Source organism: Embleya sp. NPDC025285 (assembly GCF_055558835.1).
Map to the genome: position 1 here is coordinate 1 of NZ_JBVHLU010000074.1, position 21,558 is coordinate 21,558.

A 21,558-nucleotide genomic window follows, 5' to 3' on the forward strand; every position below is an offset into this window, starting at 1 on the left:
CCCAACCCCGCCCCCCCCCCCCCCCCGACCCCCCCGCCCCCCCCCCCCCCCCCCCCCCCCCCCCCCTCCTCCCCCCCCCCTCCCCCCCCCCCCCCCCCCCCCCTGTTTCGGGCCGGTTCGGGATCAGGTCCGGGCCCGGTGGGGACGGGGGAGAAAGGCGGTTGCCGGGCTCCGGGTTCGGTGGGCTTCGTCTTCGCGCCGAGGGACGCGTGCGATCAACCCAACATATGGACCGCCGCAGGCGGGTGGGACGCGGCAGGCGGGTGGCGGGCTAGGATTCCGGGTCCCGCAGCATCGTCAGGAAAGGGCCCGTCGTGGCATTGGACATCGAACCGGAGCGCCTGTCGGCGATCGTGGCCGAACAACCCGATCCGCTCGTGTTCGCCACCGTGTCCGGCGCGCACCTGTACGGCTTCCCCTCCCGGGATTCCGACGTCGACCTGCGCGGCGCGCATCTGCTGCCGCTGACCGCGTTGGTCGGCCTGCGCGAGGGCGAGCACACGCGCGGGCGCATGTGGGAAGCCGACGGCGTGGAGAACGACCTCGTCACCCACGACCTCGGAAAGTTCGTACGGCTCCTGCTGCGCCGCAACGGCTACGTCCTGAAGCAGTTGCTTTCTCCACTCGTCGTACACACCACGCCGGCGCACGCCGAGTTGGTGGCGCTCGCCCCCGGACTGGTGACCCGGCACCACGCGCACCACTACGCCGGGTTCGCGCGCACGCAGCTACGGCTGTTCGAGCGGACCGGCGAGCTCAAGCCGCTGCTGTACACATTCCGGGTCCTGCTGACCGGGATCCACCTGATGCGCTCGGGACAGGTCGTGGCCGATCTCCCCACCTTGGCCGACCTGTGCCGGGACATCGCTCCGGCCTATCTCGGCGACCTGGTGGCCGCGAAACGCGAAGCCGAGCACGGCGCGCTGGACGAGTCGGTGGCCGTCGACGCGGCACGGGCGGACATCGATCGGCTGCGGGCCGCCCTCGACGACGCGCACGAGGCGTCCACACTCGCGGAACGCCCCGAGGGCCACGACGCGCTGCACGACCTCCTGGTACGGGTACGCCTGACCGGCATCCGAACCGGCCCACCCTGTCCCCATTGATCGTTCCGGAGCCGGAACCTGCCGGCAACGGGTAGTCATCCCGGACGCCGCGCCTCCCGAGGCGTCACGGGAACCGGTGGCCGTACGCCGTGCAGGACGTACGCGAGGATCTCGACACCGCGGACCACGCGCGGTCCGGGCCGGTTGAAGTACGCCGGGCCGTCCAGCACCCACACGTTGTCGTTGCGAACCGCGGGCAGATCCGACCAGCCCGGCAGGCGCGTCAGCAAGTCCCGTTCCGCCTCGATGCGTTCGGGTGGGAATCCGCATGGCACGACCAACACCACCTCCGGCTCGGCGAGACGATGCGCATGCGGGGGTCACAGGAGCACGGAAGTCCCGGACCTGGTGGACACACCCTCGGATCCGAATCGTGGACATGCGCCGACGATGGTGCCGATTTCTCGGCGTCGTTCGGTTACGGTGAATGATCATGACCTCCTACGTCACCGACCCGCGCGTCGACGACTACATCGAAGCCCTGCCCGATTGGCAGCAGGCCATCTGTCGCGAGGTCCGCGACCTGGTCCATGGTGCCGACCCGGAGGTGGCCGAGACCATCAAGCGCACCGTTCGACCGTACTTCGTCCTTCAGGGCAACATCTGCGCGCTCCTGGCGGCGAAGGACCACGTCAACGTGTTCCTGTACGACGGGGCCATCGTCCCCGACCCCGAGGGGATCATCACCGGCGGCCACGACAACAAGACCGCCCGCACCGTGGCCGTACGCCGGGGCGAGACGATCAACGCACCCGCCCTGACCGCCATGTTCGAGCAGATCATCGCCAACAATCGTGCGGGCGGTTGGCGCAAGCTCAAGCGCTGACATCGCTCGCCCCGTCGGCGATCGGCGATCCGAACCATCGAGGTCGAGGAGGCCCGGCGCCTTACGCGAGCAACTGCTCGCGATCGCGCCAAGCCCGTTCCCATTGACGGGTCAGCGCCGGGTAGACGATCAGGTAGCGGAACGGTGCGATGAGGGACATGTACACCCTGCCGTACCGCCCGTTGGCCTTGACCAGAACCGCCATCCGCAATTCGTAGTCGCCGACGTCTCCGTTCCCATCACCGTCACCGCCGCCGGTGTCCCCGCTTCGCACCCACCCCAGATGCATGATCCCGTGCACCGTCCGGTTGGCCAGTTCGCGCGCGGACTCGTTGTCGAGGTCGTACACGGGCGTGAACGGACTGCCGGCGGGGAGGGAGAGGTCCACGGTCTCCGCGAGCTCGCGCGGCACGCGGTCGCGCAGCGGCCGGACCCGCGTACCCAGACCCGTCTTCGGCTTGTCCCAACCGAGCAGGGCGCCGAGCTTCCAACGCACCGCGAACAGGAACCGGGCCGGGAGCGCCTGCTTGCCGAGCCCGCCGCCGGCGCGCATCGCGGCGAGCATGACGGGGAAGTCGTCCGGACCGGAGCCGGGAGCACGGTAGGACCATACGTCCTCCACCCGGAAGTCACGGGCGAGCTCGTGGATCCGCCACGGCTGATCGGTATGGGCTGTGCGGGGAAGTCTCACGGCGCGCCGCCGCCTTTCCTGCCTCGGGCCATTGCTGCCACCTCTGTTATACGCTTGCGTATAACGCCAGGCAAGATCGAATATGCGGTTACGCATAATCGGACGGGCGGTTGCATACGTCCGGTGCACGGGCACGAGGGGCACGACCGGCACGACGGGCACGAAGGGACACACCGTGGGCGCTGCTCGCACACCGCGCGACAGGTGGGTCGAGGAGGGCCTGCGCGCGCTGGCCGACGGCGGCCCGGACGCCGTGCGCGTCGAGGCGCTGGCGAAGCGGCTCGGCGTCACCAAGGGCGGGTTCTACGGGTACTTCGCCGACCGCGACGCGCTGCTGCGGGCGATGCTGGACGCCTGGGAACGGGAGAGTACCGATGAGGTGATCGACCAGGTCGAGCGCGAGGGCGGCGACCCGAAAACCATGATCCAGCGTGCGGGCATGCTCACCTTCTCCGACGACCGACTGCTCCCCCTCGACCTCGCCGTCCGCGACTGGGCCCGGCGCGACGAGGCGGTCGCCGAACGCCTGCGCCGGGTGGACAACCGGCGTATGGCCCTGCTGCGCGAGATGATCGGCACCTTCTGCTCCGATCCCGACGAGGTCGAGGCGCGCAGTCTGCTGGCCTTCTGCGTGGCGATCGCACACCGCTCCCTTGCCACCGATCACGAGGGCCGCACCCGCGCCGAGGTCATCGCCCACGCGGCCGACCTGATCCTCGACCGCCCACGCCCCGACTCCCGATAGGGCACTCCGCGACGCCCGTGCGGTACGGATCGCTCTACGCCGACCGCCCATGCTCCTGCCCGGTGATGCGTTCGGCGGGCCCGAACCCCACCGGGAGTCCAACTTCACATGCCCTGCGGGCGATTCGTCGCCGATGCCCGTGGCGGCGTGATCCGCACCCGGGTACGCTGCGGCGCCTGCCGCAGGTGCCGGTTCCGGTCGGCCGGACGACGTCGAGTCCGCGAGCTTCACCGCTTTCGTCTCGTTTGTGTATCGGACCGTACGGGGACTCCCGACGTGCGGTGGACTCGAACAAGCGGAACCGCCCGCCCGGAGCGGCGTGTTCTTCGGCGCGTGATGGGGGAGACAGTGACCGACACCTGGGGCTGTGAGTGTCTGGTGGAGCACGGCCGCGCACGGGTGGTGGTGCCGAGGGTCGTGGACGCGTCCGTCGCCCACCGGCTGCGCAAGGACCTCGTGGCGCGGATCAACGCCCTGCCCGACGACGTCGTCGAGGTGACGTTCGACCTCGTGGCGACCGAGGTGCTGGACGAGGCGGGTGCGGCGACGATCGGATCCGCGTACCGGCACGCCTTCCTCCTCGGCCTGCGCCCCACCTGGCGGACCGCGACACCGGAGATGCGCGCCGCGCTGCTCCACGAGGGCGGCGAACTCGTTGCCCGAGAGCACGAACTGAACGCGTCTCCCGCGTAGCGCACGCCGGCCGGCGCGCGTTCGGGCCTGCCCGTCGAGTGACGGAGCCGGTCGGCGCGCCGGAGGCGGGATCTTCCTCGGTGTCGGCAGTACCTCTGCGGGGTCGTACGGATCGGGCACGCGGGCATGCGCACCCGCACCCGATCCGCCGCACCGAACCACCCGGCGTGTCGATCCGCCGGACCCTCGGCTCCCCCGGCTCCCCCGGCTCCCTCTGCTCCCCGGACCCGAGGAGGCGTCCCCACCCGCAAGGGCTACGAGGACGGCGCCGGGAACACCTTCGAGAAGATCAGCTTGGTCAGTTCGTCGGCCGGCGCCTTGCCGTCGGGAGACTGGTTGAGGTTGACGAGGACGACAACGGTCGCGCGCGACTGCGGGTTGTAGCCCACGAAACTGTTATAACCCGGCAACTGGCCGTCGTGGCCGAGGAAACCACCGAAGTCGGCGATGGCGAGACCGTAGGTCGGCGCGCCGGGCTGATCGGAGGCCGGGACGAAGGTCAACCGCTCGCGCTGGACCTCGGGGCTCAGCAAGGCGCCCGTGGCCAGTGCCGGGGCCCAGCGGAGCAGGTCGTCGACGGTGGAGACGGCGGCGCCGGCCGCCCAGGCCCACGAGGGATCGGAGTTCGTGACGTCCTTGGGATTGCCGGCCGACCAGTCGGCCCAGGCCGCTTCCTTGCCCTCGAGTACCGGCGCGGTCAGGCTGTCGACGTTGGAAATGAACTCGTAGCCGTGCGCGTGCGGGCGGGGAAAGCGGGAGTCCGTGGCCAGACTGCTCTCGGACATGCCCAGCGGCCGGAAGATGCGTTGCCGGAACAACTCGGCCAGTGGCTGTCCGGTGAGTTCCTCGGCGATCAGTCCGAGCAGGATGGTATTGGTGTTGGAGTAGTGGAACCCACCTCCGGGTGGGAAGTACGACGGGTGCGCGAAGGCGATCGCCAGTAGTTCGTCGGGGGTCCACGGGGCCTGTGGATGTTCGTCGAGCGCCCGGTTGAACGCGGGATCCTCGCTGTAGTTGTACAGCCCGCTGGTCATCTGGAGGAGCTGACGGATGGTGATGTGCTGCCCGTCGGGTACGTCGGGCCGGTAGGCGGCGACCGGGTCGTCGAGGGACAGCCGCCCGGCCTCGACGAGTTGCAGGATGATCGTCCCGGTGAAGGTCTTGGTGACACTGCCGACCCGCATGTGGTCCGTGGACCGGATCGGCGCCCCGTCGGCCAGGTCTCCGGTGCCGAGTGTGGTGGTCCACGTACCCGACTCGGGGGTGCGGATGGAGACGATGGCGCCGGGCACGCGCATTCGCTGCATCAGGGCGATCAGCTCGGGCGTCAGCGTCTCGGCGAAGGACGGAACCCGCTCCGCGGACCCGGCGGGCGCGTCGGATCGAATCGCGGTGGCCGGCGCCGGCGCGGCGGCCGTCAGGCTCAGCAGCGCCGCCGCCAGCACGGCCGCGGCTCTGGGGCGGCGCCGGCGCGGCCGGGTTCGACGCGAACCTCGTTCGGCGGGCGGGAGCGGGCTCGACAGTCGGGTTCGCACGAGGTGGTCCGTTTCGTTGGGGAGCGGTGGACCCCACAGATACCGGCCACGTCCCACGCGTGCCCGGTGTTGCGCCACCGGTGGGCGTGTTCGCCCCACCGTCCCGCCCGACACCGGGAATCCGGAGCCGGTTCTCGCGCGGCCCCGAGCACGACCGGTTCGATCGTGTACACCCTGCCGGCGGCTCCGCTCGAGAAGCCGGGCCGACCCGTTCGGCCTCCCTGTCGGCCGAACGGGCGGGCGGCCCGACGGAAACGGCGGATGCGGGCGTTACACCGCCGCCTCGTCCCACAGTTCGCTCACGTGGGCGTCCACGAGGGCGCCCACGCGTGCGAGGACATCCTCGGCGGGTTGCGGGGTGATGCGGCGGCCGTCCCGCAGGCGTAGGGCGATGTGGTCGTTCGCGGCCTCCTTGGCGCCGATGACGGCCTGGTAGGGAACGAGACGGGACTCGCGGATACGCGCACCCAGGGTGCCGCGTTCGGGCTCGGCGATCTCGACCCGCAGTCCCAACTCCAGGCAACGCCGCGCGAACGCGTGCGCGTTCGGGAGCTCGGTCGCCGCGATCGGGAGCACCACCAGTTGCACGGGCGCGAGCCACGCGGGGAAGGCGCCGCCGTGTTCTTCGATGAGGTGCGCGACGGCCCGCTCCACGCTGCCGATGATGCTGCGATGGATCATCACCGGTCGGTGCTTGGCGCCGTCCGCGCCCATGTAGTGCAGGTCGAACCGCTCGGGCTGGTGGAAGTCGATCTGGACGGTGGAAAGGGTGGACTCGCGCCCGGCCGGGTCGACCACCTGGACGTCGATCTTGGGGCCGTAGAAGGCGGCCTCGCCCTCGACCGCCTCGTACGCGACCCCCGAGCCGTCGAGCACGTCGGTCAGCAGCGCGACGGACCGCCGCCACATCTCGGGCGCGGCCACGTACTTGCCTCCCGCACCCGGCAGCGAGAGTCGATATCGCGCCGCACCGATGCCGAGCGCCCGGTACGCGCGAGCGATCATCTCCAGGGCCGCCCGCGCCTCCTCGGCGACCTGGTCCAGGGTGCAGAAGATGTGCGCGTCGTTGAGCTGAATGGCCCGGACCCGGGTCAGCCCACCGAGCACGCCGGACGGCTCGGATCGGTACATGCCGCCCAACTCGGCCATACGCAGCGGCAGTTCACGGTAGCTGCGGCCCCGGGAGCGGTAGATCACCGCGTGATGGGGACACAGGCTCGGCCGCAGCACCACCTGCTCGCCGCCCACGTCCATCGGCGGGAACATGTCGTCGCTGTAGTGCGACCAGTGACCCGAGATCTCGTACAGTTCCCGCTTGCCCAGCACCGGCGAGTACACGTGCCGGTAGCCCGCCCGCCGTTCGGCGTCGCGGATGTACTCCTCCAGGGCGTGCCGTACGGCGGCGCCGTCGGGCAGCCAGTACGGCAGTCCCGCCCCGATCAGCGGGTCGGTGTCGAACAGTTCCAGCTCACGGCCGAGTCTGCGGTGGTCGTGCATCGGGTCTCCTCGCGTACATCGGGCGAGTGACCGCAAGACGAAGCCCCGGGGCACTCGCCCCGGGGCTTTGACCAAGAAATCCGTCAGCGCGCCGGGACACTCTCCGGCGTCGTCGTCATCATGTGGGCGCGCTTCATGCCATCGACGCTAGCAAACTCGCCGTGCCGTCGCGATCGTATTTCGCCGGAGCCGCGCCGGAGCCCCTGCCCGCGGAGCGACCCTCACCGCGCCGGCGCGACGCTCACCTCGGACGAGGATCCGGAATCCGTACGGACGCCATGCCCGCCGCCGTCGCCGCCCGGATGCCCATCTCCGTGTCCTCGAAGACCAGACAGTGCTCCGGCGGCACGCCGAGGTGCTCGGCCGCCCGGAGATACCCCTCGGGGTCGGGCTTGGCCCTCGTGTAGTCGCCGGCGCACACCAGTACGTCGAACCTGTCGAGCAGACCCAGTGCGGTCAGCGACGCCGTGACGGAGTCGCGGGTGCTGCCGGAGACAACGGCCGTCGGTATACGCCCGGCGGCGTGTTCGATGTGCGCCAGGACGCCCGGTACGACGGTCACTTGCGGGAGGTATTCGCGGAAGAGGAGTTCCCGGCGATGCGCGACGGCCTCCACCGGCATGGCCAACCCCTGGTCCTCGTTGAGCGACGTGATGATGTCCGCCACCGTTCGCCCGCCCCAGGCGTAGAACAGATCCTCGGGGAACACGCAGCCCCACTCGTCCAGAGCCTGCTTCCAGGCCCGGTAGTGCAGCGGCATCGAGTCGGCGATGGTGCCGTCGCAGTCGAACAGGTAGGCGCGGAAATCGCCGGGCGGCAGGGAAAGGATCATCGCGTCACCGTATAGCCCCGCGCCCGAGCACTCGTGTCCCCGTACGGCCCCGCACCCGGGCACCGGCCCGCCGGCGGTGTGTGGACGACTTCGGCTGATCCGTGTGGCCCCGCCCGGGATGCTCGGAACACGGGTCTCGGGCACGATCGGGACATGCGCCATCACCCGCCGACCGGTGAACGAACCCCTCGACACTCCCCTGGGCCCGCGATCCCGGTGGGCTCGGACAACGAGTGGGATCCGCTGGAGGAATGTGTGGTCGGCACCGCCCGACGATCGATGTTCCCGGCCGAGGACGACGACATGTGCGCACTGGTCGAAGAGTTGGGCCGCCGGCCGCTCCGTTGTCCCTTCCGGCACGTGCAGAGCCTGGGCGGTTCGTTCCACTGTGCCACGCTCGACATCCGTCGCCGGGGCGACCGGCCCGGGTGACGGGCGCGCCCACTGCCTCGACGCACCGAGCGTCTGCCTCCGCATCCGCGTCCGCGTTCGTCGCCGCGCCGACCGCCGGCGCCGGCCGTCCGCCCGACCGCCTCGATGTCAACCCCGAGGGTCAAGGCGTGGCCGCTCCCCGGGCCCGTCGCGACGGTGTGCGCACGGCGACGGCCTTGGCGTTGAAGGCTCGGATGCGGGCGGTCTCGTGCGACGCGCGCCACACGAAACCCCATTCGATGGGCGGGGCGTCGGAGATGGGCACGTAGGTCACGTCGGGGCGGGTGTAGAAGCGGATCACCTGGCCGCCGACGGTGAACGCGCCCTCGTCGGCCGCGATCAGGGCCAGGGCCTCCTGGAACGAGGCCACCCGCGGCCCGTGTGCGATCGGCCGACCCTGTGGCGTCGCGGCCGGGACCCGGTCGTCGGCGATGGCGGCGGGTGCGTTGGCGGGCATGCGCAGCAGGGTGACGCGGGCCAGGTCCTCCAGGCAGACCTCCGGCCGGGCGGCCAGTCGATGCCGCGAGGAGACGGCCAGGTATCGAGGCTCGCTCCACAGCGCGGGCCCGGCGACCATGTCCGGCTCCGTGACGGGCCGGGTGTTGAGCACCATCTCCGTGCGATGCTCGCGCAGTTCCGTGAAGGAGTTGTCCATCTGGAGCTCGTGGACGATGACGTCGCCGGTCGGGTGCTCGGCGCGATAGGCACGGGCCGTCTCCAGAACGAGCGCACCGGCCGCGGCGCCGAGAAAGCCGACCCGCAGCGGGCCCTCGAAGCCGCGAGCGGCCATGATCGCGCGTTCCAATGCCCTTTGCACCTGCTCGTGGCCGGGGCGCAGGTCGTCGTGGAACAGGGTGCCGATCGTGGTGAGCGCCACCAACCGACTCGTTCGGTCGAACAGGGACGCCCCGACCCGGCGTTCGAGCTTGCGGATGATCTGACTGACCCGCCCCGTGGACACGCCCAATCGCTCCGCAGAACGACCGAAGTGCAGTTCCTCGGCGACCGCCAGGAATGCCTCGATCTCGTACGTCTCCACGCAGGCCCCCGCCCGATCGTTGAATCCTGCTCAACGATAGTTGATCATGGCGGCGTTGTTCCCGTCCGGCGGCTGAACGATCTTTGAGGAACACATTCACGATGCCGAACGGACACGACATGACGGTGAGTTCGAACAAGATCCTGGTACTGGGCGGGACCGGCAAGACCGGCCGCCGGATCGTGGATCTGCTCCGCGCGCGCGAGGCCGACGTACGGGTGGGCTCGCGCGGGGCCGACCCGGGGTTCGACTGGGAGGACCCGGCGACGTGGGCACCCGCGTTGCGGGACGTGGACAAGGTCTACGTGTCGTTCTTCCCGGACCTGGCGGTACCTGGGGCTCCCGCGGCGATCCGGGCCTTCACCGAGGCGGCGGCGAGCGCGGGCGTGCGGCACCTGGTGCTGTTGTCCGGGCGCGGCGAGGAGGAGGCCCAGGTGTGTGAACGCGTCGTGGCCGATTCGGGAATCGCCTGGACCGTGGTGCGCGCGAGCTGGTTCAGCCAGAACTTCAGCGAGGGTTACCTGGTCGGGCCGGTCCTGGAAGGACAGGTCGTGCTGCCCGTCGGCGACGTGGGTGAACCCTTCGTCGACGCGGACGACATCGCCGAGGTCGCCGTCGCCGCGCTCACCGAGGACGGGCACCACGGGCAGACGTACGAGGTGACCGGGCCGCGCCTGCTCACCTTCGCCGACGCCGTCGCGGAGATCGCCGCCGCCACCGGACGCCGCGTCGACTTCGCGACCGTGGGCGCGGACGAGTACGCCAAGGCACTCGAGGAGGCCGGCCTGCCCGCCGGCGACATCGACTTCCTCATCTACCTCTTCACCACCGTGCTCGACGGCCGCAACGCACGCGTCGAGGACGGCGTCCGCAGGATCCTCGGCCGCGCACCGCGCGACTTCGCGGACTACGCACGCGCCACGGCCGCCACCGGAGCCTGGAACCGGGAAACCTCGTGACCGGCCGGCCGACCTCGGAGTCGGCGACCACACGGCGAGGCTGAACCCCCGGCCCGTTCGCCGGGTCGCCGATACTCGGTGACGCTCGGGACCCGGCGCACGACCGCCACGACAACCGCGCCCGGTGCCGACACGCAAGGACGCCGGCACCGGGCACAAAATAGGCAACCTCGACGACCGCGGACCCGGGTCGGCGGCGGGGACGGGCACGAAGCCCGGCCCGGCCGCCGGCCCGGGTCGTACGCATGCCCGTGCGCGCCCTGCCCGACCCCGACCCGTGCGGGACATCGCCGTCCCGCCGGTCGCGACCCGCGTCGGCGGATGTGGGTCGCCGGTCGCAGCCGGGCCCGTCGACGCGGTGCCGGAGACGGCAATTCGAGGGGGCATGGTCGGAGCGCGCGGCCGCAAAATCGGAGGTTCCGCTTCCTTGAGATTGTCAACGATATGCGGCGGGGTCATGACCCGAAAATTCATGGGCCGATCCGGTCGGGCGGCGAAGATCGATCTCGTCCACGATCTCGTCCATGTGCGGTTCGCCTCGCGTGCCGGTCGGCCGATATCCAAGGTAAAGCGCCTGATCAATGGCATCCCGGCAGTTGTCAAAGATTGGGGAACCGGAATACGATCTTCGCGTTTTCCGTCCATCGGCGGGTAATCGATCTTCTCGGGAGGGTCGCCGCGACGCACTAGCCAAGCCGCCGGCCCTGCTATAGAGTCTATCTCGGTCATCAGCCCGCGCGAACTCGCGCGAAAAGATTTGATGACGCGACTCTCCGGTCAAACCAAAGTGAATAGCTGAGTAATAGCCGTTCCGAAGCTTCTCCGCGGAGTCGGTACCCCTTCCGCCAGTCGTCACCGACTAAACAGGCGGACCGGGACCGAAGCTCCGCGACCTGCCTGCCGTGCTCGAAATCGAGATTAAGCGGGCAGGGAATCTCGTGTGCCTGAAATCCGACCACCTGTCGCCGCCCGGCGTGCGCCGCGGACAACCGTTCGACTTCCGCAGCGCGTGGCGGCCAACCTCCGAGAAGCATCTGTCGTGAAGCTCCGCGTGAGCCGGTTCCCGGCGCACCGGGGCTGTTCCCCGGCCATGTCGCGAGTTACGCGCGTTGCGCTGGGGAATTTCGCCGGATGACCAGTCCTGCGCGAGTGCTGGGAGTGTCGTCGAGCCGTGGGGAAATCAGTCGAAAACCGTATTCCGGGAAAAAACGAACCCCAGTCGGCGCAGTACCGCTGTGTCGGCATCGGAGTCGGTCCTGCCAACCTGAGCCTGGCGTCGCTGCTGCACGGACGCTCGGAGACGCCGAATCTCTTTCTCGACCAGAAGGAGCAGTTCGGCTGGCACGACAATCAGCAGATACCCGGCGCGTCGTTACAGGTGTCGTTACTCAAGGATCTCGTCATCCTCTCCGACCCGACGAACGGGTTTTCCTTCCTCTCGTACCTGCACGAACAGGGGAAGATCTACCACTTCATCAACGCCCAATACGAAGCGGTTCCCCGTCGGGAATTCCGGAATTATCTGGAGTGGGCGAGCCGGCGCAACGAGAACATCGTGTTCGGCGAAAAAGTGGTCTCCGTCGAATTCGACGACGCGGAAGATTCATTCGTCGTGCACACCAGTCGCCGCACCGTGACCGCGGACAACATCTGCGTCGGCGTCGGCACCAGACCCTGGGTTCCGGAACAGGCTCGGGACAAGCTCGGCGACACCCAGTTCCACGTCTCCGACTTCATCGACGGAACGCGCGCGGGACTCGTGGGCAAGAGGGTGGCCGTGGTCGGTGGCGGCCAGTCCGGAGCGGAAGCTTTCCTGGATCTGATATCACGGACGCCGAAGGAATTGCCTCGGCGCGTGACCTGGATATCGCGGCGCGGGAACTACTTTCCCATCGACGACTCGCCGTTCACGAACGAGTACTACATGCCGAGCTACTCCGAGTACTTCTCCGGCCTCGACAAAGCGGTCCGCGAGTCGCTCAACAATCGCAACGTGCTGAGCAGCGACGGCATCTCGGAGTCGACGCTGCGCGAGATCTACCAGCGCTGCTACGAGCACCGCTTCATCGACGGGGCGCAGGATCTGCTGGCGCTGCTTCCCAATCGTGGCGTCACCGATGTGAGCGCGAACGAGTCCGGCGGGTGGACCATCAAGATGGGCCACAACGACCGACCGGGTGTGGTCGAGCACGTGGATGTGGACACCATCGTGTGGGCCACCGGATTTCGTCCGGCGTCGACGGATTTCCTCGCGCCGATCGAAAGCCGCCTGGAGCGCGAGGGCGACGAGTACCGCATCGACCGGGACTTCGCCGTGCAATGGGACGGCCCCCGCGATCGCCTGATCTTCATGCAGAACGCGGCACGTGGCCAGCGCGGACTGGCGGATCCCAATCTGAGCCTGACCGCCTGGCGCAGCCGGCGCATCCTCGACCGGCTTCTGGGCGTGGGCTCCGACGAACAACTGCCGTCGTTCGTGGAGTGGTCCGCCAAGCCGCCCGTCGACGAACTGGACGCTCTGTGAGCCCCGAACACGCCGATGTCGCCGTCGTCGGCGCGGGAATCGTCGGGTGCCTGGTCGCCCGGGAAATCACCGCACGCGCGCCGGAGGCATCCGTCGTACTCCTGGACCGGGACACCGTCGGTGCGGGCGCGAGCCGACGGTCGGCGGGACTGCACTGTCCGCGCGGCGCGACGGAGCGGGTTCGGCGCATGACGGCGTACAGCCAGGACTACTACGCCCGGCTCAAGCAGCGCGCCCCGGAGTTGCCCATCCACGCGGTACCGATGTCGGTGGTCGCCTCGCCCGCGAACGCGGCGCGAGTGCGCGAGATCTACCTCGACAGCGCCGAGTTGACCCGCATCGACACCGTGACCGGCAGTCCCGCGCCGGCCGATCCCTCCGGCGCACCACCCGGGCAGGATCCGTCCGGCCCTCCCGACCTCCGCCTGCCCGAGCACGCGCGGATCTGGAACTGTCGAGGCGCCCAGTACGCCGACGTGTACGCCCTGGTCCACGACCTCGCCCGGGAGCTCCGTCCCCGGGTGACCCTGCGCGAGGGCGTCCATGTGGACGCGGTCCGCGCCCTGGCCCACGCGAGCCCGGGCCGCGACACGAGCGTGAGCGGTGTCGAACTCACCCTCGGCACCGGCGAGACGCTGACCGCGGAGCGGGTCGTCCTGGCACCGGGCCCGTGGCTCGCCGAGCCCGCGTGGCGGGAGCTGCTCGCCCCGCTGGGCGCCCGGGTCAAGAAGATCGTCGCCCTGCACATCGAGCGGGTCCCGACCCGCACCGACCGAGCCGTCGTCTTCCAGGACGAGGACGCCTTCCTGTTGCCCCTGCACGCCTCGGGGCACTGGTTGTTCAGCTACACCTGCACGACCTGGGACGTCGATCCCGACGACCTGGTCGACGGGCTGTCCGCGGACGACGTCGACCAGGCGCGCGCGAGCCTGCGCCGCTACGCCCCCGAACTGGCCGAACTCTGCGTCTCGGGCCGGGTGTTCTGTGACGCGTACAGCCCCACCGGAGAACCGCAGGTGCGGGCGCTGGGCGAGGGGCGCGTGGTCTTCGCCGGTACCGCCAACGGTTCCGGGTATCGGCTCGCCCCGGCGATCGCGGCGGAGGCCGCGGACCTGCTGGACCTGTCCTCGATTCCTCCGCACGCGTGGGAGAAGCAAAGGAGTCTGTCGTGAAGATCAGCACCTATCGCCCCGACGCCCCCCGCGCCGCCGACGGCGTCGCCGCGGCCGCCGTCGAGACGGGCTCCGCGACGCGGCTGGGGGTCGGCGCGACCTGGGTCGGCATCGCCCCCGGCACGCGTTCGCAGGCGCACCAGCACGACGAGACCGAGACCTGGGTGTTCGTCTCCGGAACCGGGGAACTGACCGTGGACGCCGAGCGCCATCCGGTATCCGCCTCCACCGTCGTGCAGTTCGAACCGTTCGAGACGCACTCGGTGGAGAACACGGGCGACACCGACCTGCTGTTCGTCAGCTTCTACTGGCGCGACGGCGAACGAGCGGTACACGCGGCCAACGACACCGGACACCGCGGGTTCGGCAAGCGTCCCGTGTTCGTCTTCTCCTCCGCGCCCACCCCCAACGGCGACCTGCACCTGGGGCACCTGTCCGGGCCGTTCTTCGGCGCCGACGTGTTCGTCCGGCACCAGCGCATGCTCGGCGCCGACGCGTGGCACATCACCGGCAGCGACGACTACCAGAACTACGTCGTGGCCGCCGCCCGCCGGGAGGGCCGCACGCCGGCACAGACCGCCGCGCACTACAGCGCCGAGATCCTGGCCACGCTGAAGCTGATGGACATCGACGTCCACCAGTACACCGCGACCAGCCGTGACGACGCCTACCCGGCCGCGCTGCGCACCTTCTTCTCCCGGCTGACCGCCTCGGGGACGGTGGCACCGAGGGAGGGTGCCGCGCTGTTCGCCGCCGACACCGGCGAATACCTGTACGAGTCGGGGGTCACCGGACGCTGCCCCGCGTGCGACGCCGACAGCGGCGGGAACATCTGCGAGACGTGCCTGGAACCCAACGTGTGCACCGACCTGGTCGAGCCGCGTTCCGCCGCGTGCGACGCGCCTCCGCGCGAGAGTCCGCTGGTGCGATACACCTTCCCGTTGCACGAGTTCGGGAAGGTGGTCACCGACCACCACCGGCTCGGCCGCGTCCCGGCGGGGGTCAAGGAACTGGCCGAACGGCTCTCCCGCCGCGAGCGGTTGCACATCCCGGTCACGCATCCGGCCGAATGGGGCATCACACCCGCCGAATCCGACGTGCCGGGTCAGGTCATCTGGTCGTGGCTGGACTACGCCTTCAGCATCCTCTACGGCATCGGGGCACTCGGCCGCGACCTGGGCCGTGACTGGGACGCGGACGACCCCGGGGCCGACTGGAAGATCGTGCACTTCCTGGGTTCGGACGGCAGCTTCTTCCACCCGATGTTCATCCCGGCGCTGTACCGCGTCGCGCATCCACGATGGCAGCCGGACATCGACTACAACATCAACGAGTTCTACCTCCTCGAGGACAGCAAGTTCTCCACCAGCCGCGGCCACGCGATCTGGGGCAAGGACGTGCTGAACCCGCGCACGGTCGACGCGATCCGCTTCTACCTGGCGCTGACCCGTCCCGAGGGCCGACGCACCAGCTTCTCCCCCGACGCGTACGAGGGCTTCGTCCGCGACACCCTGGTCGGCACGTGGCAGGCCTGGCTGAACGACCTGGGCGAGCGCGTCGCGAAGCGGTACGGCGGGGTGGCGCCCGACGCCGGCACCTGGCGGCCCGAGCACGCGGCCTTCCTGGCCCGGCTGGAGGCGCGCCGATCGGCGCTGACCGGAGCCCTCGGGCAGGACGGATTCTCGCTCAACCGCGCGGCCGAACTGTTGGACGGCATCGTCACGGACGTCACCACCTTCGCCCGCCTCCAGGCCCCGGCCGCGGACGTGGCGGACTTCAAGGACGAGGCGCGCACGGTGGTCGCCCTCGAACTGGCCGCCGCCCGCCTCCTGGCCACGTGCGGCGCGCCGGTGATGCCGAGGTTCGCGAACCGCCTGTCGACCGCGCTCGGCGCGCCCGCGCCGACCCGGTGGCCCACCGGGATCGACCTGGTGCCCGCCGGAACCGCCGTCGACCTGGCCGGCCAGGTGTTCTTCGCCGACCCGGGAACAACCGACCCGGCGCCCTCGAACCCGACTTCCTCGACCCCGGCGTCCGAACACCCGTCTTTCGACCACCCGGCCCCGCCGCTGCTCCCCTGGTTCAGCGGTCTGGTGCGCGACCTCCTGCGCCTGCCCGCGGACGAGCCGGTGCGGGACCGGTCCCTGGTCCAGCTCGGCATGGAATCGTTGCAGGCCATCGCCCTGCAGTACCAACTCACCGAGCAGGTCGACGCCGACGTGCCCATCGAGGAGTTGCTCGGTGCCCGCACCGTCGCCGAACTGAGCGCGCTGATCGCCGAGGGCCTGGATCCGGACGAGGTCGCCGCGCACACGGAGGTGCCGGCATGAGTCACATACAGGTTCTCCGCGAGATCGAGGCCAGGGGTCTGACCATCACGGCCGTTGGGGCCGACCTGCGCCTGCAAGGCCCCAGGGAGCGCATGGATCCCGACCTGCTGCGCCTGATCAAGGAGCACAAGGCAGAGATCGTCGCCCATCTGGACGCGCCGGACGGCTTCGCGATGACCGATCTGCAACGCAGCTATCTGGTCGGACGGGGCGAGCACGTCGAGATGGGCAACGTGGCCAGCCACGTCTACCACGAGATCGAGGGCGTCTGGGACATCGACCGCCTGGAGGCGGCGCTGCGCGCGGTCGTGGCGCGCCACGGCGCGTTACGCACCCGCTTCACCCCCGATGGTCGACAGGTCCGAGAGCACGACGTCGATGTGCGCGTGGCACGCGTGGACTTGCGCGGCGCGTCCGAGGCGGCGCAGCACGAACATCTGCTCGCCGAGCGCGAGTCGCGCTCGCATCGCATCCTGCCCGCCGATCGTGCGCCGCTGCTGGTGGTCGACGTCACCGTGCTGGCGGACGACCGGATGGTGCTGCACGTCGACCACGACGGCCTGGTCATGGACGCCATCAGCATGTTCCTGTTCTTCCGCGACTGGCGCCACGCCTATGACGTGATGGCGGACGCGACGGACGAGACGACCGGGAAGGCGACCGGGGAGGCGGGCGCCGAGCACGCGGATCCGCCGGAGGAGGCGTCCTTCGAGGCGTACGTGGCCGCGCTGGAGGCCGCGCGCACCCGTGCCCCGGCCAAGCGCGCGCGCAAGTACTGGCTGGACCGGCTCGAGGATCTCGCGCCCGCTCCGGACCTGCCGCTGCGCACGAGTCCCTCCTCGATCGTGGCCCCGCGCTTCTCGGCGCACTTCGCGCGGCTGACCCGGTCGCAGTGGATCGCGCTCAAGGCCCGGGCGGCGACGGCCGGACTCACCCCCTCCGCACTGCTGTTCGCGATCTACGCGGACACCCTCGCGGCGTGGGGCGCCGGTTCGCGCTTCACGATCAACACCACGGTGGCGAATCGTCCGCCGATCCACCCGCGCATGTTCGAGGCCGTTGGCAACTTCTGCGAGACGATGCTCGTCGAGATCGAGGTGGACCGGCGAATTCCCTTCGTGGAGCGAGCGCGTGCGCTGCAGGCCGGGCTGCGCCGGGGGTTGGACAACCGACACTTCACCGGCATCGAGGTGCTGCGCGAGGCGGGTCGGCGCGGCGGTGCGGCGCGCGGGCCTATGCCGTACACGTTCAACAGCGCGCTGGGTTACGCGCACGCCGACGTCGACGGCTCGGCCCTGGAGTTGTTCGGGGCGGAGGTGTACACCTCCAGCCAGACTCCGCAGGTGTGGCTGGATGTGTCCACGTTCGAGCAACACGGCGGCGTGGTGGTCCAGTTCGACAGCGTGGACGGCTTGTTCCCGGACGGTCTGGTGGCGGACCTGGTGTCCGGCTACCAGCATCTGCTGGAGGCGCTCCTGGCCGAGGAGGCGTGGTCGGCGACCACGTTCGACCTGCTGCCCGAGGCGCAGCGCGAGCGCCGCCGGGCGGCCAACACGACGACGGTGACGCTGCCTTCGCCGGGGATGCTCACGGACGCGTTCCTGGCCCACGTGGAGCGCGCGCCGAACGCGCCCGCGGTGCTGACCGGCGCGGCGTCGTACAGCTACGCGCAGGTGTACGGGCACGCCGCGCACGCCGCCGCGTGGCTGCGCGCCCGCGACGTGTGCCCGGACGAGTTGGTCGGGCTGGTGATGCGCCGCGGGCCCGAGCAGATCGTCGGCATCCTCGCCACGATGCTCGCCGGGGCCGCGTACCTGCCCGTCGACGCCGCACTCCCGCGGGCGAGGCGCGCGTACATGCTGGGCAACGGCCGGGCGCGGGTGGTTCTGACCAACGACGCGGAAGCCGCCGGCGACGACACCGGGCGCGAGGTCCTGGTGCTCGACGCGAGCCGCCCGCTGCCGCCCGGTCCGGTGCCCGATCCGCGCCCGGTGCCCGGCGCCCAGGACGACGACCACCTGGCGTACGTGCTGTACACGTCGGGGACCACCGGCGAGCCCAAGGGCGTGATGGTCAGCCGCAGGAGCGTGGCCAACGTGGTCGCCGACTGCAACGCGCGGTTCGGCGTCGGGCCGGCGGACCGGTTCTTCGGGATCAGCGCCTTCAACTTCGACCTGTCCGTCTACGACGTCTTCGGCGCCCTGTGTTCGGGCGCGGCCGTGGTGTTGCCGGACGCGGACAAGGCGGCCGATCCCGCGCACTGGTTGCGGTTGTGCGGCGAGCGGGGCGTGAGCGTGTGGAACTCGGTCCCGGCGATCGTGTCGCTGCTGCGCGACCAGGCGGCGGAGGGCACGGACGCGCTGGACACGCTGCGGCTGGTGATGATGAGCGGCGACCGCATCCCGCCGACGTTGCCCCTGGACCTGCGCAAGCTCGGGTTGGACCCGCGGATCGTCTCGCTGGGCGGGCCGACGGAGACCACGATCTGGAACGTGTCGCACCCGATCGGCGAGGACGAGGACGGCTCGCGCAGCATCCCGTACGGCCGGCCGAACGCGAACAACCGGGCGTACGTGCTGGACGAGTACGGGTGCGACGTGCCCGACGGGGTCACCGGCGAGATCTGGGCCGCCGGGGTGGGCCTGGCACGCGGCTACTGGGGCGACCCGGAGTTGACCGCCGAGCGCTTCGTGATCGACCCGGAGCGGGGCGAGCGCCTGTACCGGACCGGGGACCTGGGCCGCTATCTGCCGGACGGCGAGATCGACATCCTCGGCCGCGGCGACTTCCAGATCAAGGTGAACGGCTATCGCATCGAGGCCGGCGAGGTGGAGACCCGCCTGGTCGCGTTGCCCGCCGTGGAGCGTGCGGTGGTCTCCCGACAGGGCGGCGCGCAAGGCGATCGGCTGGTCGCCCATCTCGTGCCCGCCGGCGACGAGCGTCCGGACGTGGAGGCGGTGCGCGCGGCGCTGCGCGAGCATCTGCCGCAGTACATGATCCCGGCCGGGGTGTACTGGCACACCGCGCTGCCGCTGACCCGCAACGGCAAGGTCGACCGGGTCAGGCTCGCGGAAGCCGCCGAATCCGCCGCGCCGTCCGCGTCCGCGCCCACCGCCGCCGACTCGGAACTGGAGCTCGTGGTCGCCGGGTTGTGGGCCAAGCCGCTGCGCGTCGCGGACGTGGACCTGGACGTCACCCGCCCGCTGTACGACCTGGGCGGCGACTCGCTGGTGGCCGCCCGCATCCTGGCCGGGGTGCGCAAGCGGTTCGGCTTGACGATCACGCTGGACCGGCTGCCGGAGGTGGACACGGTGCGCACGATGGCCGCGCACATCGAGCGCGGCCTGGCCGAGCGCGGTGGGGCGGGGTCGAGCGCGACATGAGCGACTCGGTGATCAACCACATCGTCTCCCGGGCCCCCACCCCCGGCCCGCACATCTCCTTCTTCCGGCTCGGCGGGATCCGGACGATGGAGCTGACCGAATTGCACGCGCGCGCCGGGCGCCTCGCCGTGTGGTTGCGCGACCTGGGCATCGATCGGGGCGACCGGGTCGGCATCCTGGCCGCGAACTGTCTCGAGTGGGCGCTGCTGGATCTCGCGGCGATCCGCCTGGGCGCGGTGACCGTGGGCTTCGATCCGGCCAAGTTCGACACGGACACCGGTCTGCGCGAGCGCTACCGCCTGGGCGTGCTGTTCACCGACGGCCCGCCGCGGGCCCCCGGCAGCAGGGCCCTCGCGGAGGTCGACGCGGCGGCGAGCGCACCGGACGACGGTCGCGTCCCGGAGCCGATCGTCTACTCGCCCGACGACGTGTTGTCGCTGAAGCTCACCTCGGGCAGTACCGGCGAGCCCAAGACGCTCACCGCGTCCGTCGGCAGCGTCGACGACGATCTGCGCGCGGTCCAGGAGATGTTCGGGCACGGCGGCGCGGACAATCTGCTCGTGTTCCTGCCGCTGTCGGTGCTCCAGCAGCGCTACTGGACGTATTCCGCGCTGCGTTGGGGCCACGACGTCACGATCAGCACGTACGAGGCGGCGTTCCCGGCATTGCGCCGGATCCGGCCGACGGTGGTGATGGGCGTGCCGGGATTCTTCGAGACGGCCAGGAAACACATCGAGGCCCGGATGCGTGGTGCCGGCGTCGACGGCGACGAGGCGACGGCGCGCCGCGGCGCCGCGCGGCAGTTGTTCGGCGACCGCATCCGCTATCTGTGGACCGGTTCGGCGCCGGCTTCGACCGGCACGCTGGCCTTCTTCGAGGACGCCGGATTGCCGATCTTCGAGGGGTATGGGCTCAACGAGACGTGCATCGTCACCAAGAACCACCCGGGCGCGCACCGGCGGGGCAGCGTCGGGCGCGTACTGCCGGGCAAACGGGTGTTGTTGGACGCCGAGGGGGTGATCCACGTGCAAGCCGAGCACCCGGTGTGCCGGGGCTACGAGCAGGCGCCGCCCGGGGTGTCCGAGCGGGTGTTCGCCGCGGACGGGACGGTGCGCACCAACGACATCGGTCATCTCGACGAGGACGGGTTCCTGTTCGTGCACGGTCGTGCCGACGACGTGATCGTGCTGGACAACGGCCGCAAGATCGTCGTCCGACCGCTGGAGGAGCACATGAAGTCCAGCCCGGTGATCGAGGAATGTGTGGTGTTCTGCCCGACGCAGACCCATCTGGTCGCGGTGGTCTCGCCCGCCGCGGATCCGGTGGGGCCTGCCGAGGAGCGCGCCATCGCCGAGCAACTCACGCGCACCAACGCGGCGTTCGGCCAGGACGAGCAGATCCGCACGGTGGTGGTGGCCAGTCCTCGGTTCAGTGTCGAGAACGGGCTGCTCACCTCTCAGCTCAAGGCCAGGCGCGGGCGCATCCTCGACGCCTACCGTTCCCGGATCCACGACAACCAGGGAAGCATCCATGCAGTGCGAGATTGAGACGGTGGCCAGGCGGAACCTGGCCCAGGTGCTGGAATCCGGCGTCGCGCCCCAGGACATCGACCTGGACCAGGACATGGTCGGCACGTACGGGTTGACCTCGCTGAACAAGGTCCTGTTCCTGATGTCCGCCTGCGACGATGCCGGGGTGGACCTGGCCTGCTTCACCGAACCCGACGTGGCGGCCATGAGCACGCTGCGCGATGTGACCGAGGCGCTGTCGCGCCACGCCGGAAAGGTGGCTTGA

Annotated in this window: 19 protein-coding genes; 13 read left to right on the forward strand and 6 right to left on the reverse strand. The window is 70.3% G+C overall.

The window, feature by feature from the left end:
* Window positions 1–314: 314 nt before the first annotated feature.
* Window positions 315–1,106, forward strand: coding sequence for a nucleotidyltransferase domain-containing protein (locus ACZ4FV_RS36135; RefSeq protein WP_465324655.1), 792 nt, complete (start codon window positions 315–317; stop codon window positions 1,104–1,106).
* Between the two features lie 35 nt (window positions 1,107–1,141).
* On the opposite strand, the gene ACZ4FV_RS36140 is transcribed toward ACZ4FV_RS36135, so the two are convergent.
* A complete protein-coding gene (locus tag ACZ4FV_RS36140; RefSeq protein ID WP_402238112.1) occupies window positions 1,142–1,336 on the reverse strand; it encodes a hypothetical protein in 195 nt (64 codons plus the stop codon).
* A gap of 203 nt (window positions 1,337–1,539) precedes the next feature.
* On the opposite strand from ACZ4FV_RS36140, the gene ACZ4FV_RS36145 reads away from it, so the two are divergent.
* Complete coding sequence (locus tag ACZ4FV_RS36145) at window positions 1,540–1,932, forward strand: DUF1801 domain-containing protein (protein WP_395864816.1); 393 nt, start codon at window positions 1,540–1,542, stop codon at window positions 1,930–1,932.
* 61 nt (window positions 1,933–1,993) lie between these two features.
* Here the strand turns inward: ACZ4FV_RS36145 and ACZ4FV_RS36150 are convergent, their stop codons facing one another.
* On the reverse strand, window positions 1,994–2,623 hold the full coding sequence (locus tag ACZ4FV_RS36150) for a DUF2867 domain-containing protein (protein ID WP_402238109.1): 630 nt from the start codon (window positions 2,621–2,623) through the stop codon (window positions 1,994–1,996).
* 175 nt (window positions 2,624–2,798) lie between these two features.
* Between ACZ4FV_RS36150 and ACZ4FV_RS36155 the strand changes: the two genes are divergently transcribed.
* Together ACZ4FV_RS36155 and ACZ4FV_RS36160 are read left to right on the forward strand one after the other, a co-directional pair.
* Window positions 2,799–3,368 carry a TetR/AcrR family transcriptional regulator gene (locus tag ACZ4FV_RS36155; protein ID WP_395864820.1) on the forward strand — a complete coding sequence of 190 codons (570 nt, stop codon included), beginning with the start codon at window positions 2,799–2,801 and terminating at the stop codon, window positions 3,366–3,368.
* A gap of 348 nt (window positions 3,369–3,716) precedes the next feature.
* A complete protein-coding gene (locus ACZ4FV_RS36160) occupies window positions 3,717–4,061 on the forward strand; it encodes a hypothetical protein (RefSeq protein ID WP_395864822.1) in 345 nt (114 codons plus the stop codon).
* Between the two features lie 254 nt (window positions 4,062–4,315).
* Here the strand turns inward: ACZ4FV_RS36160 and ACZ4FV_RS36165 are convergent, their stop codons facing one another.
* The 3 genes from ACZ4FV_RS36165 to ACZ4FV_RS36175 all read right to left on the reverse strand — a co-directional run bounded on the left by ACZ4FV_RS36165 (window position 4,316) and on the right by ACZ4FV_RS36175 (window position 7,925).
* On the reverse strand, window positions 4,316–5,506 hold the full coding sequence (locus tag ACZ4FV_RS36165) for a serine hydrolase domain-containing protein (RefSeq protein WP_395864824.1): 1,191 nt from the start codon (window positions 5,504–5,506) through the stop codon (window positions 4,316–4,318).
* Between the two features lie 360 nt (window positions 5,507–5,866).
* Complete coding sequence (thrS, locus tag ACZ4FV_RS36170; protein ID WP_395864826.1) at window positions 5,867–7,129, reverse strand: threonine--tRNA ligase; 1,263 nt, start codon at window positions 7,127–7,129, stop codon at window positions 5,867–5,869.
* A 205-nt stretch (window positions 7,130–7,334) separates the two neighbouring features.
* Entirely contained in the window at window positions 7,335–7,925 is a 591-nt protein-coding gene (locus tag ACZ4FV_RS36175) for an HAD family hydrolase (RefSeq protein ID WP_395864828.1), read from the reverse strand.
* A gap of 153 nt (window positions 7,926–8,078) precedes the next feature.
* Here ACZ4FV_RS36175 and ACZ4FV_RS36180 point away from each other — a divergent pair, with 153 nt between their 5' ends.
* Window positions 8,079–8,357 carry a hypothetical protein gene (locus ACZ4FV_RS36180; protein WP_395864830.1) on the forward strand — a complete coding sequence of 93 codons (279 nt, stop codon included), beginning with the start codon at window positions 8,079–8,081 and terminating at the stop codon, window positions 8,355–8,357.
* Between the two features lie 121 nt (window positions 8,358–8,478).
* On the opposite strand, the gene ACZ4FV_RS36185 is transcribed toward ACZ4FV_RS36180, so the two are convergent.
* Complete coding sequence (locus tag ACZ4FV_RS36185) at window positions 8,479–9,396, reverse strand: LysR family transcriptional regulator (protein WP_465324663.1); 918 nt, start codon at window positions 9,394–9,396, stop codon at window positions 8,479–8,481.
* A 101-nt stretch (window positions 9,397–9,497) separates the two neighbouring features.
* Between ACZ4FV_RS36185 and ACZ4FV_RS36190 the strand changes: the two genes are divergently transcribed.
* The 8 genes from ACZ4FV_RS36190 (at window position 9,498) to ACZ4FV_RS36225 (ending at window position 21,558) form a co-directional block, all read left to right on the forward strand.
* Window positions 9,498–10,355, forward strand: a complete 858-nt coding sequence (locus ACZ4FV_RS36190) for an NAD(P)H-binding protein (RefSeq protein WP_465324667.1) — start codon at window positions 9,498–9,500, stop codon at window positions 10,353–10,355.
* A gap of 902 nt (window positions 10,356–11,257) precedes the next feature.
* Window positions 11,258–11,398 carry a hypothetical protein gene (locus ACZ4FV_RS36195; RefSeq protein WP_395864836.1) on the forward strand — a complete coding sequence of 47 codons (141 nt, stop codon included), beginning with the start codon at window positions 11,258–11,260 and terminating at the stop codon, window positions 11,396–11,398.
* A gap of 128 nt (window positions 11,399–11,526) precedes the next feature.
* Window positions 11,527–12,879 (forward strand): lysine N(6)-hydroxylase/L-ornithine N(5)-oxygenase family protein, encoded by a 1,353-nt coding sequence (locus tag ACZ4FV_RS36200; protein WP_395864838.1) that lies wholly within the window; start codon window positions 11,527–11,529, stop codon window positions 12,877–12,879.
* Window positions 12,876–14,051: an NAD(P)/FAD-dependent oxidoreductase gene (locus tag ACZ4FV_RS36205; RefSeq protein ID WP_465324671.1), complete on the forward strand. Its 1,176-nt coding sequence runs from the start codon at window positions 12,876–12,878 to the stop codon at window positions 14,049–14,051. The genes ACZ4FV_RS36200 and ACZ4FV_RS36205 overlap by 4 nt, the downstream gene beginning before the upstream one ends.
* Complete coding sequence (locus ACZ4FV_RS36210) at window positions 14,048–16,381, forward strand: class I tRNA ligase family protein (protein ID WP_465324673.1); 2,334 nt, start codon at window positions 14,048–14,050, stop codon at window positions 16,379–16,381. The genes ACZ4FV_RS36205 and ACZ4FV_RS36210 overlap by 4 nt, the downstream gene beginning before the upstream one ends.
* Window positions 16,378–19,764 (forward strand): amino acid adenylation domain-containing protein, encoded by a 3,387-nt coding sequence (locus ACZ4FV_RS36215; protein ID WP_395864844.1) that lies wholly within the window; start codon window positions 16,378–16,380, stop codon window positions 19,762–19,764. The genes ACZ4FV_RS36210 and ACZ4FV_RS36215 overlap by 4 nt, the downstream gene beginning before the upstream one ends.
* Window positions 19,761–21,311, forward strand: coding sequence for an AMP-binding protein (locus tag ACZ4FV_RS36220; RefSeq protein ID WP_465324679.1), 1,551 nt, complete (start codon window positions 19,761–19,763; stop codon window positions 21,309–21,311). The genes ACZ4FV_RS36215 and ACZ4FV_RS36220 overlap by 4 nt, the downstream gene beginning before the upstream one ends.
* Window positions 21,295–21,558 (forward strand): acyl carrier protein, encoded by a 264-nt coding sequence (locus ACZ4FV_RS36225; RefSeq protein WP_331771933.1) that lies wholly within the window; start codon window positions 21,295–21,297, stop codon window positions 21,556–21,558. Before ACZ4FV_RS36220 ends, ACZ4FV_RS36225 begins: the two co-directional genes overlap by 17 nt.